The sequence below is a fragment of the Lentzea albidocapillata genome, from assembly GCF_000719115.1.
Lineage (GTDB): Bacteria > Actinomycetota > Actinomycetes > Mycobacteriales > Pseudonocardiaceae > Lentzea > Lentzea albidocapillata.
The window spans coordinates 38669-53587 of the sequence record NZ_JOEA01000008.1; the positions used below are offsets into that span (position 1 = coordinate 38669).

The window sequence follows — 14919 nt, forward strand, 5'->3', positions numbered from 1 at the left end:
CGACTCTGTGCCCCGACCGGGATCTCGCGTTGAGGAACACGGTGAGCTGGTGTTGTTCGTCCAGGCGGGCGACGGCTACCCGTTCTACGCGCGTCCCCGGTTCCCCGGCGGGCGGCCGACGGTCGCCGACGTGCTGGAGGTGCGCGAACGACAGCTCGAAATCGGTGTGCCCGAAGCGTTCGAGTGGGTGCACGAGACGACGCCGGGCCTGCTCGACGTCGCCCGGCAGGCCGGCTTGGCGGTGCTCCAAGCTCCGTTGCTGGTGCTCGACCCCGAGAAGCTGCCGGAACCTCATCCGCACGTACGCGTGCTCGGCACGCTGCCTGCCGAGGTGTCCGTCGTCGCGGAACTGGCGTTCTCGTCGCCGGGCACGGGACGAGGCGAAGCCGGTGTGGCGGAACGGGACGCGGCGCTCGAAGGCGCCGTCCCGGGGAGCACCCGCCACCGCCACGCGGTGGCCGACCTGCCAGGCGAGGGCGTACTGGCGGTGGGCACCGCGCAACGGGCGGGTGATGTCGTCGAGATCGCGGGCATCGGCACGTTGCCGGCGGCACGGCGGCGTGGCCTCGGTGGCGCGGTCACCGCCGAACTGGCACGTGATGCCCTGGAGAGGGGCGCTGAGCTGGTGTTCCTGTCGGCCGGCAGCCAGGAGATCGCGCGGGTCTACGAGCGCGTCGGGTTCCGCCGGATCGGCACGGCCTGCATCGCCTCGACCTAGTGGTGTGGCACGCGAAACAGGCAGTCGACGCACGGCATGCCGGACGGCTGGGCGAGCAGTTCGGCCTCTCCCTGACGGATGAGTTCGCCGCAGTAGGCGGTCAACGCGAGCGGCGTCTCGTCGTCAGGCACGGGCACGAGGTGGCACGCGCGTTGTGTCTCGCCTACGACACCCGCACGCTTGCGGACCAGCAATACAGCCATGCGTAGAGCGTGGTGGCCGCACAGTGGTTTGCGGGCCACGTATGCGGAACTCGCATACAGCGGCTACCGGAGCTGCGCCGTGAGCTCGGCCATCGCGGGCGTCGCGGCCCACGGCCCGAGCCTGGCCAGCTCGTTCACGATGAGCTGCGAGCCCGTCACCCGGGCCAGGTCCAGTGCGACGAACCCCAGCTCGACGGCCCGTTCCACATCACCGGCGGCGGCATGCGCATAGGCGAGGGTGGCCGTGTGCACGCCCTGTTCCCACTGGCACGCGCTGCCCCACCGCGGCATGAGCTGCGTGTAGACGTCGATGGCGCGACGGTGGTCGGCGAGGTCGACGAGGCTCGCGGCGCGTTGCAACTGCACGTGCAGGTCGGTGAAGCAGTAGCCGATGGAGTACTCGTCGGACTGCGGCGGAGGCACCTCCAGCACCAATGCCTGCGCGAGGTCGAACCGCGACATGCACGCGTCCTGGCCCGCACGTGCGAGACCACGCGCTTCCTGCCGCAACGCCATCGCGCGCACGACCGGGCTCGCACCGGTCTCGCGTTGTGCGGCGCGCGCCAGGCCGATGACGCGGTCGTCGTCACCGTCCGCCTCCGCGAGCTGGCTCAGCCGCACGTAGCAGTACGCGACGACGTCCCTGTCGTCCGCGGCCTGCCCCTGCTCCAACGCCCGTGACGTCCACGCGGCCGCGTTGCGCAGGTCGCCGACCTCCTCGTGCAGCCAGCCGAAGAACTCCGCGTACATCGCGCCCGTGCCGAGCAACCGACGGCGGACTTCGCCACGCGCGTTGCGGCGCAACGCGTCGATGACGTCGTACATGCTGCGAACAGCGGGCATGAGGGCGCCGGTCGCCCGCCAGTTGTGCGCGTCGTTGACGATCCGGCGCAGCACGAGCAGCTGGCTCACCGCGTCGTCGTCGTTGTCCGCGTTGAAGACGGCGGAGGCGCACAACGCCATGAGCGCCTTGCCCTCCATGCCGACCACAACGTCACCCGACCGCATCGGCACCGTGCGGTCGGTCAGTCCGAGCAGGTGGGCGGGAACGCCGAGCAGCCGTTGCAACGTGCGCAGGACGCGCAGGTCGTAGGCGATGTTGCTGCCGGACTCGAGCCGTGAGATCGCCGACTGGGAGAACCCGGCCAACGCGCCCAGCTCGTCCTGGCGCAGGCCGTGGGCCCTGCGCGCGATCGCGATCACGGCGCCGGGCGACTCCGCGGCGACCGCGTCCCGCACGGCCCTCGACTCCCAGGTGGACGGCGGCAGCATCGGCAGCGGCCCGTCCGGGACGACAACGGCGTTCACAGCAGGGTCGCTCAATCTCAACGCCTCCCACGCTCGGGCCGCCATCATGCCGCTCACGGCGAAAACGCTCCACCTCGTCTCGGCAGGGCACGAGACCGACTATCCTGCGCGCGTGATCAAGGACTTCGGTGCCGGTGTCGGTCTGCTGCTGCGTGGGTTCCGCCTGGTGTTCAGCTCACCCAAGCGGGTGCTGGTCGGCGCGTTGCCCGCGGTCATCACGACGGTGCTGATGATCACCGGCTGGGTGTTCCTGCTCACGAACATCGACTCGATCGCCGGGTGGCTGACGGGCTTCGCGGACTCGTGGAGCGACACCTGGAAGGGCATCGTCGAGGTCGCCGTCGGAATTTCGGTGATCGCGGCAGGGCTGGGCCTGAGCGTGCTGCTGTTCACCGCGATCACGATCATGATCGGTGGCCCGTTCTACGAGTACATCTCCGAAGAGGTCGAGGACGAGCTCGGCGGTGTGCCGGAGGCGGAGCAGATCGGCTGGTGGCGCGGGTTCCTCGTCGGGCTGCGCAGCACGGTCCTGCTCGTCGGCACGTCGATCCTGTTCGCGGTCCCGCTGTTCCTCTGCGGGTTCATCCCCGTCATCGGGCAGACGGTCGTGCCGGTGCTGGCCGTGTGCATCAACGGCTACCTGCTCGGCATCGAGCTCACCGGCATCCCGTTCACCCGCCGCGGCCGGTCGTTCAAGCAGCGCAGGCAGATCCTCGCGACGCGGCGCGGGCTGGTGCTCGGGCTCGCCGTGCCCACCTACCTGCTGTGCCTGGTCCCGCTCGCCGCGCTGGTCGTGATCCCGGCGGCGATGGCAGGCGGCACGGTGTTGTCGCACCGCCTGCTCAACGGGGACCGCGCTACCGTGTGAACGGCAGCCAGGCCTGCTGGGCCAGGCCGTTGCGCGCGTTGATCTGCACGCCCGCGCTGGAGATCAACCACAGCTGGTCGCCGATCACGATCGTGCGCCGCTGCCCGCTGCCGTAGTCCTGACTGGACGGTTCGGCGATCTTGCCGACGTCGCGCAACTGGTTGCCGTCGACGCGCAGCACCAGCGAGGACAGCTCGTAGTGCGCCTTGTACGACGCCACGGGGATCACCAGCGTGCCGTCCTGCGGCCAGAAGAGGAACGCGTGCGGGTCGAACTGGGCCTCGGAGTTCGTGTCCGGCAGGTGGTACTGCGCGATCCGTTGCGGTGACGCGGGATTGGCCACGTCGAACAACGACACCTGGGTGCCCGTCGTCCTGCCCTGGTCGGTCGCCTCCTGGCCGACGCCGATGAGCTTGCCGTCACCCGCCGGGTGCAGGTAGGCGGAGAACCCGTTGATCTTCAGCTCGCCCATCACCCTGGGCTGCCGGGGATCGCTCAGGTCGAGCGTGTAGAGCGGGTCGGTCTGGCGGAACGTGACGACGTAGCCCATCTTGCCGATGAACCGCACGCTGTAGATCCGCTCGCCCTTGCCCAGGCCGCCTGCCTGGCCGAGCTTCGTGAGCTGGTTGCCGTCGCGGCGCAGCGTCGTGACGAAGCTCTCCGACTGCGGTGGCGCGGGTTGCCGCTGCGGCAGCAGTTCCGTCGGCATCCGCCAGCAGCAACGGGTTTCGGTGCCCGTGGTGGTGGCGACGCGCAGCACACCGTCGTGCTCGGACAGCGAGTACTGGTTGAGCAGCGTGCCGTTGACGTCGCCGGACGCGACGTGCTTCGGCGGTCCGGGCGCGCCGATGTCGAACTGGTGGATCGCTGTCGTGATCGGGCGCTGAACCGGTGGCCTGGAGGGGAGTTCGGGCAGCAGGCGGTGGTCGTCGGCGATGTAGAGGCTGCGGTCGGTGCCGTAGACGGTGTCGCCGTCGGCCACGATCGAGACCGGCTGACCGGTGCCGAGCTTGCCGGAGAGCTCGAACGTCAGCACGGTCAGCATCGACGTTCCCGAGTGGACCACGGGGTGGCTGACGTTCGCGCAGTCGACCAGGGTTCCGCTCGACTTGGCGCCGCTCTCGTCGAGCTCGTAGCGCGGCAGCCACGACGTGATGGGCTCGCTCTGCAGGATCTCCCTGTTGCGGCGCAACGATCCCGCCTCGTTCGTCGCCTGGTCCGGGTACACCCACGGCATGCGCGGCTGCGAACGGACGACGACACGGGCGGTGCCGCCGATCTGGCGGGCGTCGAGGTAGAAGCCGTCGGTCTTGAGGCTGCTGATCTCCTTGAGTCCCTTGAGGTCCACCAGAACGAGCTCGGTGCCGGACTGCGGAGCGAACGACGGGCGGCCGGGTGGCAGCGTCGGCTCCAGCATCGGCACAGGGCTTTCGGTCACCACCAACCCGCGGTCACCGGAGACCAGCAACTGGCTCGCACGGCGTTCGCCCAGGTCGACGGTGCCGGTGACGGCCTTGCTCGCCACGTCGATCACGCGCAACTTGCCGTCGGCGATGGAGAAGACGCGTTTCCCGTCCGTCTTCACGACGTCCGGCTCGTCGACGCCCTGCTCGTGGACGTTGGTCGTCGAGTGGCCCTGCTGCTGCGCGGGCGGCGTGGCAGCGGTGCGCGCGTCGGGCACGCTCTTCTGCGCGACCCCCGCGCTGTTGTCCGTCGCCATGCCCTCGGCGAACGTGATGTTGCGGCCCCCGAGGCCGTACGCGCTGACGTACGGGGCCATGGCACGGCGGAGTTCGGCCACCGCGTTGTCGCACGAGTCGAACGCGACGAGACGCACCGGCCCGTAGTCCACGATCGGTGGTGGCGCGGGGATTTCGTCCCGCGCCGCGGAGCTCACACACACTCCGGCGACGGCCAGCACGGCGGCACCGGCCAACAACTTCTTGCCGTTCATGTCATGAGGACGTAAGCGAGGCCGGGAAGGGTTGCCGCCCTTCCCGGCCTTTCTCTGCAGCTGGTCCGCGTAGGCCATTCGGCCGCGCGCGCCCTCGCGTGATTGGATCGACCGCGAACAACCCCGTTCCGAGAGGAAATTGTGATGGCCCCCACGAAGCCTGAGGTCGACCCGCACGACGGCCCGGCGCCCGCCGACCTGCTGATCGAGGACATCACCGTTGGCGACGGTGCGGAGGCCACGGCCGGTCAGTTCGTCTCCGTGCACTACGTCGGTGTCTCGCACTCCACCGGCGAGCAGTTCGACGCGTCCTGGGACCGCGGCGACGCGTTCCAGTTCCCGCTCGGTGGCGGCCGTGTCATCGCCGGCTGGGACCAGGGCGTCCAGGGCATGAAGGTCGGTGGCCGCCGCAAGCTGGTCATCCCGCCTCACCTGGGCTACGGCGACCGCGGCGCCGGTGGCGTGATCAAGCCCGGCGAGACGCTGATCTTCGTCGTCGACCTGCTGGGCGTGAACTAGTTTACCGAGCGGCGTTCCACTGGTCCGTTCAGTGGAACGCCGCTGGTCTGCGCGGCCGATTTGGTCCCGGTGTGGAACTGGACCGGATCGGGCTGCGTCATCCTTGAGTCCGTCGCCGCCTCAGGAGGGAAACACAGGTGCCCGAGGACATCGCCGGGTCCGAGCAGATGCTCGCGAGCTGGAACAAGAACGTCCAGGAACGCGCCGCGCGCTATCAGGAGATGGCGACGCGTGTGCAGGGGATGACGATCTCCGAGCGCTCCGCGGACGGTTCCATCGAGATCCTGGTCGGGTCCAACGGGATCCTGCAGAACCTCGTGATCGGGGAATCCGCCTCCGGCAAGCGCATGTCCGAGGTGAGCGGCGAGATCATGAAACTGCTGCAGCGCGCGCAGTCCCGGATTCCCGAACTGCTGCAGGAAGCCATGGCCGAGACGATCGGCACGCAGGACGAGACGGCCAACGTGTTGTTCAACGAGGCCAAGAAGAACTTCCCCGCGCCGCCCGCCGAGGAGCCGGCGCGCACGCCGTACGACCGCAACGAGATCAACTTCCGGGTCGAGGAAGACGCGCCGCCGTCACGGCCGACGCCGCCGCCTCCCCCGCGCCGCCGCCCGCCGTCGGATGACGACGACGACTTCGGCGGGCAGTCCGTGCTCTCCTGATCTTCCTGTCCGTTGCTCGAACTTGAGGGGGTTCGATGACCGCCGGTGGTTTCAACGTCACCTCGGACGTGCTGGAAGCGCACGCCAAGGCCTTGGAGGGCCTGCACGGGCGTTTGCAGGGGGCAGTGGACGCGGCGAACACCGTGTCGATGCCGACTGACGCGTACGGGATCATCTGCCAGCCGTTCCGGATGCTGCTCGACCCCGTCGAACAGTGGGGCATGGACGCGCTGAAGGGCGCGGCGGAGGCCATGGACGTCACCGCCAAGAAGATCACCGCGACCGCCAAGCACTACCAGGAGGTCGAGGACCAGATCGCCCAGGCGCTGAAGGGCGGCGCCTGATGTCGTCGCCGAACCCGCTGGTGGCTCAGGCTCCCGCCGAGCCGTCCGGGTTCTTCAACGCAGGCACCGGTGACAACGGCTGGGCGACCGGCTTCTCCATCGCCGACTCGGCGGTGGACGCGTACAAGGGCATCTCCGAGGGCAACTGGATCGAGGGCGGCCTCGGCGTCGTCGGCTTGGTCGCCGACGCCGCCTCGATGGCGATCGACCCGTTCGGCACGCTGCTGTCGTCCGCGGCGTCGTTCCTGATGGAACACGTGCAGCCGTTGAAGGAGGCGCTGGACTGGCTGGCGGGCGACCCGCCGGTGATCCAGTCGTACTCGACGACGTGGGGCAACGTCTCGCAGGAGCTCGGCAAGATCGCGGGCGACTACAAGTCCGCCGTCGACGGCACCGGCGAGTGGACGGGTGCCGCGGCCGACGCCTACCGCAAGTCCGCGGGCGAGCAGCTGGACGCGTTGTCCGGCGCGGCTTCCACCGCGGGCTCGGTCGGCACCGTCGTCGGCGTGATGGGCATGGTCGTCGGCTTCGTGCGCGAGATGGTGCGCGACCTGATCGCCGACCTGGTCGCGAAGCTGATCACGTGGGTTCTGGAGGCCGTGTTCACGCTCGGGTTCGGCACGCCGGTGATCGTCGCGCAGGCCGTCACCGCGATCTCGAAGTGGGCGACGCGCATCGGCGAGCTCATCCAGAAGCTCATCAAGACCATCAAGAAGGTCTCGCCGCTGCTGGGCAAGCTGGTCGAGATCTTCACGAAGATCATGAAGGTCGTCGGCAAGCTGGTCGGCAAGGTGACCGGCCTCGACGTGATCTCCACGAAGTCCATCAAGCCCGGCGGCCTGTTCCACAGCACCAACTCCCCGGACCTCTCGCCGTCCTCTCCCGGTTCGCCTTCGTCTCCCGGCGGGTCGCCTTCTTCGTCCACTCCGGACAGTTCGCCGTCCTCGCCCTCGTCACCGTCGTCGCCGTCGTCGCCGTCGTCGCCGTCGTCGCCGTCGTCGCCGTCCTCTCCGGACAGTTCGCCGTCGTCTCCTTCTTCGTCCTCGCCGCCGGGGTCGCCTACCTCGCCGTCGTCTCCCTCTTCGCCGGGGTCGCCTTCTTCGCCCTCGTCGCCGGACGCACCGTCGCGGGCTCCGGACAGCTCGTCGCCCTCGTCCGCGCCGTCGCCTTCGCGTACCCCGGACAGCTCCGCGCCCGACGCCCCGTCGCCGTCGCGCACTCCCGACAACGCCTCGGCCCCTTCGGCCCCGCGCACGCCCGACAGCTCTCCGGGCTCTCCCGGCTCGCCGTCCGCACCGGCGGGCCCGAGCGCCCCGCACACCTCGTCGACCCCGGACGCACCCCGCAACACGGGCCAGACCGTCCAGTCCTCGGTGGCACCGCCGGACGCACCACTCCGCCCGGACGCCCCGCAGGCCCCCACCCGCGCCCCGGACAGCTCCCCCTCGTCGACGCCCGCCCAGGCAGGCCCGATGGGCGGCGGCACCCCGAACGCCGGCGGCGGCGGCAACGCACCGTCGTCTCCCGCGGCGGGAGGCCGTCCGCCGACGGGTGGCCAGGGCTGGACCGGCACCCCCGGCAGCAGCGGCGCCCCCAGCGCCCCCGCGCCACGCTCCCCCGACATGTCGACGTCGGCCTCCCGCGCCGACGCCCCGCCCCGCCCGGCCTCGATGCCGAGCGCACCGTCGGCCCCATCGATGCCGTCCTCGCCCTCGACACCTTCGATGCCGTCCTCGCCGTCGATGCCTTCCGCGCCTTCGGGTGGAATGCCTTCGGGCGGCGGCATGCCGCACGCACCATCGGCCGGCGCCCCGCACTCCCCGTCCGCACCGACGGCCCGCCCGGACGCCCCGAACGCACCGTCATCACGCCCGGACGCACCCCAAGGCCGCCCCAACGCCCCGCACACGGGCCCGTCCGGTCCGCACGGCGGACCGTCGCGTCCCGACGCGCCCAACACCCCGTTGCGCCCTGACGCACCGCACGGCAACACAACGCCGTCGTCACGTCCCGACGCACCGCACAACGGCCCGTTCGCGCCAACACGCCCGGACTCGCCGAACGCGCCTCACAGCCCGAACGCTCCCCACGGCGGCCCCAACTCGCCGCACGCACCCAACGCACCGCAGGCGCCAAACGCACCACGCGGCGGCCCCAATTCGCCGCACGGGCCGAACGCACCACACGGCGGTCCGAACGCACCGCATGCGCCGAACGCACCACACGGCGGCCCCAACACCCCGCACGGCGGACCGTCCCGTCCCGACGCCCCCAACCGTCCGGACGCACCGCACCGCCCCGACAGCCCGTCCCGCCCGGACGGCAGCGGCCCAGGCAACCGTCCCGAAGGCACCCGCCCTGACGGCTCACGTCCTGACGGCACCCGGCCCGACGGCTCGCGTCCGCACAGCCCGGACGGCCCCCGCCACCGCGGCACCGACACTGCCCAGGCACCGTCCCGGCCCGACGCACCACACCGTCCCGACGCACCCCATCGCCCCGACGCGGACGCACCACACCGCACCCCGGACAGCGACGCCCCCCACCACGGCCCGGACGGAAACAAGCCGCACGACAACACCCCGGACAAGCCTCACGACCCGGACGCGCCGAACAACCACGACCCCGACGCCCCGCCCGCGGACCGCCCGTCCCCGGAGGACGCGCACGCCCGCCACGCGGAAAGCACCCCGGCCGGCGTCTCCCACCACGGCGGCGACAAGGACATGGGCGACCTCCCCCACAAGGTCCCCGACGACCCGCGCTACTTCACCGCCGACGTCCACATCACGCCGGACGGCAAGGCACGCATCGGCGGCCACGACTACACCCCCGCCGAGTACGCCGACATGCTCCGGCGCAGCGGCTACGACGGCAGCAAACCGGTCCGCCTGATCGGCTGCGACGCGGGCAGCAACGACTTCGCACAGCAACTGTCCAAGAACCTCGACGCTCCAGTCCTCGCGCCCACCAAACCTGCCTGGACCGACAGCCAAGGCCGCGTCTTCACCAGCGACGCCGAAATCCGCCCCGACGGCACCCGCGAACCGAAGATCCCGCCGAACGGCGAATGGGAAACCCACCACCCGGACGGCTCCAAGTCCAAGGCAAGCGATGACGGCTTCGCACCCGGCACCCACGACAAGGACAAGGACGTCGACCCGGCCGACGCGCGGGACCGCATGGCGCAGCGGGACATCCCGGACAAGGCGGTCGACATCGAAACGCGCGAACCCAAGGCCTTGATGGAGGAAAAGCTCAAGGACAAGGACTACCGCGACAAGTACTACGACGGTCCGGACAAGAACGGCGACTACAGCCGCAAGAACGCCAACCAGACCGACGCCAACGGCGACGACGTGCCGAAGCTCGTCGAGAGCCCGAAGGGCTCCGGCAACTTCGAGCCGTCCTCGGACGCCTACACGCCCGCGAAGTTCCGCGAGGACATGCCCGAGGTCAAGCACAACGCGACCCCGGATCAGAAATCGGCGGCGCAGGACATCATCGACCGCCGCGAAGCCTCGCTCGACCGCACCAAAACCGCGGAAGACGCCTACCAGAAAGAGATCGCCGGCGACCGCGACGCCAAACCGGAAACGGTCGAGGAACGCCGCGCGGCACACCACGAACGCACCGACGTCGGCGAAGAGCTCGGCGAGCACGCGGCGGCAGACGCGGTACGCGACTCGTTCCCCCCGGAGAAGTTCGACCTCAAGCCGTTGCACGACCCGGATCTCAAGGGCTCCGGTCGCTTCGACCAGGTCTACGAGGTCCACAACAAGGAGACCGGCGAAACCCGGTTGGTCATCGTCGAGGCCAAGGGCCCCAACGCCGACCTCGGCACCCGACGCCACGAGGGCGAGAACTACCAGCAAGGCCATCCGCAGTACGTCGACAGCGTCATCGAGAACATGCTGGAACGCGGCACCGACGCGGAGAAGGACCTCGCCAGGCGGCTGAAGGACGCCAGGATCGACGAACTGCTGGACTTCCAGGTCGTCAAGGCGAAGGTGAACGGCACTGGTCCGACCGCCGAGTACGGTGGCTACAGCCAGAAGCACTTCGACATGTCGGATTTCTAGACGGAGGGGATTCAGTCCGGTGGTGACCGTCGCACGACACCAGATCGACGTCGTCAAAGCCCAGCACGAGGCGGACGACATCGCAGGCGAACGAGAACGGATGACCAGCCGGATCCACCGCTCCGTGAAGGCGTTGCAGTACCTCCAAGCGGACGCGATCAGGGAAGCCGCGTGGCGCACCGTGGTCGACCCGACGGCGTCCCGGGGTGACACGTGGGAGGCGGTCGGCCTGGCCATGCAGGCGTCGACGGCGGTCTTCGTCGCCTCGGGCGAAACGACGGGCGAGGTCACCTTCCGGGTCCTGGACGTGGACTACACGATCCCCGCCACGGGCCCGACCCAGGACGCCGTGGTCAGCCTGTGGTCGAGGGCGATGTCCCTGGCTATGATCTGCCGTGAACGGCCCCGCGTCGACGTGCTGGCGCGGACCTCGATCGACGCGCTGCGCCAGCGGACCGGCGAGACCGACGAGTTCCAGTACGACTGGGTGGAGGCGCTCCAGGCCTACTGGCGTTCCGAGGAAGGCCTGATCGACACGCTGCTGCGCGCCATGCGGGGCGCCGACCCCGAGTCCGACACCGTCGCGGGCGCCGAGATGGTCGCGCACGTCCTCTACCCGCCCATGGAGCTCTTCTACCTGCTCACCCAGCGCGAGGACGAGAAGTTCAACGAGTCACTCACGAAAGCCCTCGAGCTCCACAAGCGGTACTGGACCGCGTCGGCCGAGCGCACCACCGACTCGCACGGGTTCGTCGCCTGGCGCGTCCTCGCCATCGCCTGCCTCGCCAAAGACGCCGGAGTCGACATCACCGTCGAATCCGACTACCTCCCCAAGAACCTCCTCGACGGCACCTGGGTCGGCGAAAAGCAACTCTGAAACGCCACCCGGACGCCCCGCCCAAGAGCACGCCGTTCGGCCGCGAAGCCGACGCACGGCACCTGGTCGAGCCGCTGATCGGCTGGAACCGCGGGGCCCTACACCCACTCAGAGTGTGATGAACGGCGTGGGGTGTGTGACCGGCCCGCGCGCGTCACGGCAGCCCGATAAGATCAGCGGGCTTTCACGGGGAGAGGGGCGAGGACCACATGAGCCAGCCGGCTACACCGCTGAGCGAGCAGGACCAGCAGCAGCTGGTGCGGCAGATCGGCCGTGCCATGCTGCCGGCCGTACCGCAGGGCTGGCAGCGCATCCGGGCCGAGTACCGGGCGGCAGGCAGGCACATCGAGGTCGACCTGGCGTTCGCGGGGCCCGATGGCCAGCTGCGACCGGTGCGGCCGCCGATGGATGTCGTGCAGATGTTCGGGCACCTGCGCGGGGGCATGTACCACCCCGAGCGGGGCACGTGGCTGAGCGCGACGTACGAGATCGAGGCGCCCGCGGCGTTCACGGTGGACTTCAACGCCGAGGACGAGCCACGCTGGCGCAACGCGCCGCCGCCCATCGGTTTCCGCGACGAGCTGCAGACGTTCCCGCGGCCGGACCGGCAGATCCCGGACTGGTGGCGCCAGCGCGTCGGCCTGCCGCCGCTGCCCGCGCCCGAGCCGGAACCCCAGCAGCCGCCGCAGCAGGAGTACCAGGTGCCGCCCGCCCAGCCGCAGGCCGGTTCGGATGAGCTGCGCACGGCACGCGTGTACGACGGCAAGAACGACGACGGCCGCATCATGGTGAACCGTCAGCCGGTCGACCCGCAGGTGCTCGACGGTCTGCTGAACTACCTCGAGTCGGCGCCGGTCGTGCTGGCCGCGCGCAGCTACGACCTCGACGAGTTCTCGCAGAGCGGTGAGCAGGACGTGCCGCTCAACTTCCGCACCGACGGCACGTGGATCTGGGCCGGCGCCGTGCCGCACTACCTGCGCAAGTACGGCCTGCCGCCGGAGCCGGAGCTGGTGGCGCACGCGGTGGCGCGCGGCTTCCAGATCGCCGAGGTGAACGAGCAGACGCAGGATCGGGCGGTCTCGCTCATCACGGGTCAGAGCTAGTCGAGGGTTCGCAGGTACGCCTCTCCCCGCGGGGAGAGGCGATACCCCACTTCGAGGGACTCGGTGAGCCCCTTGGCCTTGAGCTTGCGGACGTCCGCCTTGAACGGCAGCTTCTCGCGGCCGACCGACGCGGCCAGGTCCGCGGCCCGCACGCCTGGGTTGGCGGCGATCAGCCGCAGCAACGCGAGAGCGTCCTCCTTCAGCTCCAGTCCGTCCACATCGGACGACGAACGCAGCTCGACGCGAGGGTCCTCGCCCACGAAACGCAGGCGGATCCGGTAGAGCGTGCCCTCTCGTCCGTCCACTGAGGACTTCAAGGCCGTCACGGTCGGGAACCCGGCCGCCACCGCCTCCGCCCGCGACACCCGCGACACGACGTCCACCGCGTCGATCGCCAGGACGCCCTGCGACGTCCGCAACGTCCCGCCGGCGCGCACAGTCGGCCGTTTCCACCGCCGGAACTGCAGCGTGATCTCGCCGGACCGGATCCGTTCCCAGTCAGCCACTCGGATCAGCACCGAACGAGGGTCTCAGGTTGCAGGCCCCGGCGACAGCCGAGACGATCTCGGACCATGCAACGCTGGTGGCTCTTCACGGTGCGCGGGGTGTTCGCAGTCCTGTTCGGACTGGCCGCCCTGATCTGGCCCGGCCTCACCCTGCTCGCGCTGATCATCCTGTGGGGCGCCTACGCGCTCTTCGACGGCGCGACGATGCTGTACCTGACGCTGACGCACAAGGAGTGGCCCGCGCGCTGGGCGCTCGGTCTCATCGGCGTGCTCGGCCTGGTCACGGGCTTGATCGCGTTGTTCTGGCCGGGCATCACCGCGACGGCGCTGCTGCTCCTCATCGCGGTGTGGGCGCTCGTCACCGGCGCGCTGCAGATCGTCGACGCCATCCGCCTGCGCAAGGTGATGACGAACGAGTGGTTCTACATCGTCACCGGCGCGCTGACGGTGCTGCTCGGCATCATCCTGGTCGTGAACCCGGCCGCGGGCGCGCTGGCGTTCGTGATCACCATCGGTGTGTTCGCGATCCTGTGGGGTGTGGTGCTGGTGCTGTTCAGCCTGCGGTTGAAGCAGCTCGACGGCGGTCTCGCACCACGCGTACGGCAAGCGTGACCAGCACGGCGACCCCGACGAACACGTAGAGGTTGCCGATCACCTGCTGCCACCACACCCAGTCCCGCTCGACGTCGTTGTCGCGCGGGAACAGCCAGTGCGGCCCGATGGCGAACACCGCCACGATCGCCCACGACGCCCAGTGACGGCGCAACGCAGGCCGTGAGAGCAGCACGAGCGCAGGCGCGATCCAGACCCAGTGGTGACCCCACGACACGGGCGAGATCAGCAGGCCGCCGATCGCCACGACGAAGAACGCCTCGATCTCCCCGAGCTGCGAGGCCAGCCACCACACCGTCGCCACGACCAGAAGCGCCAGCACGAGCCACACGCCGACCTGGGCGCCGTTCTCCAGGCCGAAGCGCGCGAGCGTGCCGCGAATGGCCTGGTTCGACGCGTAGGTGAGGCGACCGACGCGGGCCGGATCGAGCAGCGCGTGCGTCCAGTACTCCTTCGCGTCGCCGAACGAGACGAGGAACCCCACCAGCACGAAGAAGAAGAACGACCCGATGGACACGAACACGGGCTTCCACTGCCGTCGCGCCAGGAAGAACAACGCGAAGAACGCCGGCGTCAGCTTGATCGCGGCCGCCAGCCCGATCAACGCGCCGCGCGGCCACCAGCGGGTGCGTTCGAGCAGGCAGTCGGCCATCACCAGCAGGCCCAGCAGCAGGTTGATCTGCCCGAACCACAGCGTCTCGCGCAGCGGATCGAAGATCGACGACACCGCCGCCGCGCCCAGCCCCCACTTGACCGCGTCCGGGCCCCAGCCGACCACTCGTCCCGCCGCGATCAGGCACAACCCCGTGAGCATCGCGAGGTTCGCCGCCGCCACCGCGAAGATCGCGACGCCGAGCGGCACGAGCGCCAGCAGGCTGAACAGCACTGCGGCGATCGGCGGGTAGGTGAAGGGCAGGTCAGGACCGCCCAGCGGTTTCGCGAAGCCCTCGGCGTAGAGGGGGATGTCCTTGAGGAACGCCGCGCCGCCGTTGCGGTAGACCCGCAGGTCGAGCGACCACCCCGGTGGGCGGAGCATGACGTAGGTGACTGTGGCGACCATGACGGCGGACCACGCCACCACGACCCGCTTGGCGGTGCGGTCGAGCTGCATCGGGGAATGGTATCGATGTGCCAGATGAGGCCCACGTCACCGGTCCGGA

General features: G+C 70.0%; 14 protein-coding genes. 9 read left to right on the forward strand and 5 right to left on the reverse strand.

What is annotated here, in order from left to right; translation table 11 throughout:
* The first annotated feature begins 49 nt into the window (after positions 1-49).
* Positions 50-718 carry a GNAT family N-acetyltransferase gene (locus IG04_RS0112675; protein ID WP_211257746.1) on the forward strand — a complete coding sequence of 223 codons (669 nt, stop codon included), beginning with the start codon at positions 50-52 and terminating at the stop codon, positions 716-718.
* On the opposite strand, the gene IG04_RS0112680 is transcribed toward IG04_RS0112675, so the two are convergent.
* Positions 715-921, reverse strand: coding sequence for a hypothetical protein (locus IG04_RS0112680; protein WP_030476803.1), 207 nt, complete (start codon positions 919-921; stop codon positions 715-717). The two genes, IG04_RS0112675 and IG04_RS0112680, sit on opposite strands and share 4 nt — an antisense overlap.
* Positions 922-984: 63 nt before the next feature.
* Positions 985-2277, reverse strand: coding sequence for a helix-turn-helix domain-containing protein (locus IG04_RS0112685; protein WP_084401626.1), 1293 nt, complete (start codon positions 2275-2277; stop codon positions 985-987).
* Between the two features lie 64 nt (positions 2278-2341).
* Here IG04_RS0112685 and IG04_RS0112690 point away from each other — a divergent pair, with 64 nt between their 5' ends.
* Positions 2342-3097, forward strand: coding sequence for an EI24 domain-containing protein (locus tag IG04_RS0112690; protein WP_030476805.1), 756 nt, complete (start codon positions 2342-2344; stop codon positions 3095-3097).
* On the opposite strand, the gene IG04_RS0112695 is transcribed toward IG04_RS0112690, so the two are convergent.
* A complete protein-coding gene (locus IG04_RS0112695; protein WP_030476806.1) occupies positions 3087-5051 on the reverse strand; it encodes a beta-propeller domain-containing protein in 1965 nt (654 codons plus the stop codon). The two genes, IG04_RS0112690 and IG04_RS0112695, sit on opposite strands and share 11 nt — an antisense overlap.
* Before the next feature lie 144 nt (positions 5052-5195).
* Here IG04_RS0112695 and IG04_RS0112700 point away from each other — a divergent pair, with 144 nt between their 5' ends.
* The 6 genes from IG04_RS0112700 to IG04_RS0112725 all read left to right on the forward strand — a co-directional run bounded on the left by IG04_RS0112700 (position 5196) and on the right by IG04_RS0112725 (position 12641).
* The gene (locus tag IG04_RS0112700; protein ID WP_030476807.1) at positions 5196-5570 is read left to right on the forward strand and encodes an FKBP-type peptidyl-prolyl cis-trans isomerase; all 375 of its coding nucleotides are present in this window, start codon (positions 5196-5198) and stop codon (positions 5568-5570) included.
* Between the two features lie 137 nt (positions 5571-5707).
* Positions 5708-6235, forward strand: a complete 528-nt coding sequence (locus IG04_RS0112705; protein WP_030476808.1) for a YbaB/EbfC family nucleoid-associated protein — start codon at positions 5708-5710, stop codon at positions 6233-6235.
* A 35-nt stretch (positions 6236-6270) separates the two neighbouring features.
* A complete protein-coding gene (locus IG04_RS0112710; protein ID WP_030476809.1) occupies positions 6271-6579 on the forward strand; it encodes a type VII secretion target in 309 nt (102 codons plus the stop codon).
* A complete protein-coding gene (locus IG04_RS0112715) occupies positions 6579-10661 on the forward strand; it encodes a hypothetical protein (protein ID WP_051769721.1) in 4083 nt (1360 codons plus the stop codon). The genes IG04_RS0112710 and IG04_RS0112715 overlap by 1 nt, the downstream gene beginning before the upstream one ends.
* A 22-nt stretch (positions 10662-10683) precedes the next feature.
* Positions 10684-11538 carry an immunity 49 family protein gene (locus tag IG04_RS0112720; RefSeq protein ID WP_144065446.1) on the forward strand — a complete coding sequence of 285 codons (855 nt, stop codon included), beginning with the start codon at positions 10684-10686 and terminating at the stop codon, positions 11536-11538.
* Positions 11539-11747: 209 nt separating this feature from the next.
* A complete protein-coding gene (locus tag IG04_RS0112725) occupies positions 11748-12641 on the forward strand; it encodes a hypothetical protein (protein WP_030476812.1) in 894 nt (297 codons plus the stop codon).
* Here IG04_RS0112725 and IG04_RS0112730 read toward each other — a convergent pair.
* Positions 12638-13159 carry a hypothetical protein gene (locus tag IG04_RS0112730; protein WP_036014502.1) on the reverse strand — a complete coding sequence of 174 codons (522 nt, stop codon included), beginning with the start codon at positions 13157-13159 and terminating at the stop codon, positions 12638-12640. The genes IG04_RS0112725 and IG04_RS0112730 overlap by 4 nt on opposite strands.
* A gap of 54 nt (positions 13160-13213) precedes the next feature.
* Here IG04_RS0112730 and IG04_RS0112735 point away from each other — a divergent pair, with 54 nt between their 5' ends.
* Positions 13214-13759, forward strand: a complete 546-nt coding sequence (locus IG04_RS0112735; RefSeq protein WP_036014503.1) for an HdeD family acid-resistance protein — start codon at positions 13214-13216, stop codon at positions 13757-13759.
* Here IG04_RS0112735 and IG04_RS0112740 read toward each other — a convergent pair.
* Positions 13701-14870: a glycosyltransferase 87 family protein gene (locus IG04_RS0112740; protein WP_051769727.1), complete on the reverse strand. Its 1170-nt coding sequence runs from the start codon at positions 14868-14870 to the stop codon at positions 13701-13703. The genes IG04_RS0112735 and IG04_RS0112740 overlap by 59 nt on opposite strands.
* Positions 14871-14919: the final 49 nt, after the last annotated feature.

What these genes read in the sequence shown, in the direction of transcription:
- IG04_RS0112700 (WP_030476807.1), top strand. Translation starts at nt 5,196, where the DNA reads ATGGCCCCCACGAAGCCTGAGGTCGACCCGCACGACGGCCCGGCGCCC.
- IG04_RS0112710 (WP_030476809.1), top strand. Translation starts at nt 6,271, where the DNA reads ATGACCGCCGGTGGTTTCAACGTCACCTCGGACGTGCTGGAAGCGCAC.
- IG04_RS0112735 (WP_036014503.1), top strand. Translation starts at nt 13,214, where the DNA reads ATGCAACGCTGGTGGCTCTTCACGGTGCGCGGGGTGTTCGCAGTCCTG.
- IG04_RS0112740 (WP_051769727.1), bottom strand. Translation starts at nt 14,870, where the DNA reads ATGCAGCTCGACCGCACCGCCAAGCGGGTCGTGGTGGCGTGGTCCGCC.
- IG04_RS0112680 (WP_030476803.1), bottom strand. Translation starts at nt 921, where the DNA reads ATGGCTGTATTGCTGGTCCGCAAGCGTGCGGGTGTCGTAGGCGAGACA.
- IG04_RS0112685 (WP_084401626.1), bottom strand. Translation starts at nt 2,277, where the DNA reads ATGATGGCGGCCCGAGCGTGGGAGGCGTTGAGATTGAGCGACCCTGCT.
- IG04_RS0112695 (WP_030476806.1), bottom strand. Translation starts at nt 5,051, where the DNA reads ATGAACGGCAAGAAGTTGTTGGCCGGTGCCGCCGTGCTGGCCGTCGCC.
- IG04_RS0112715 (WP_051769721.1), top strand. Translation starts at nt 6,579, where the DNA reads ATGTCGTCGCCGAACCCGCTGGTGGCTCAGGCTCCCGCCGAGCCGTCC.
- IG04_RS0112725 (WP_030476812.1), top strand. Translation starts at nt 11,748, where the DNA reads ATGAGCCAGCCGGCTACACCGCTGAGCGAGCAGGACCAGCAGCAGCTG.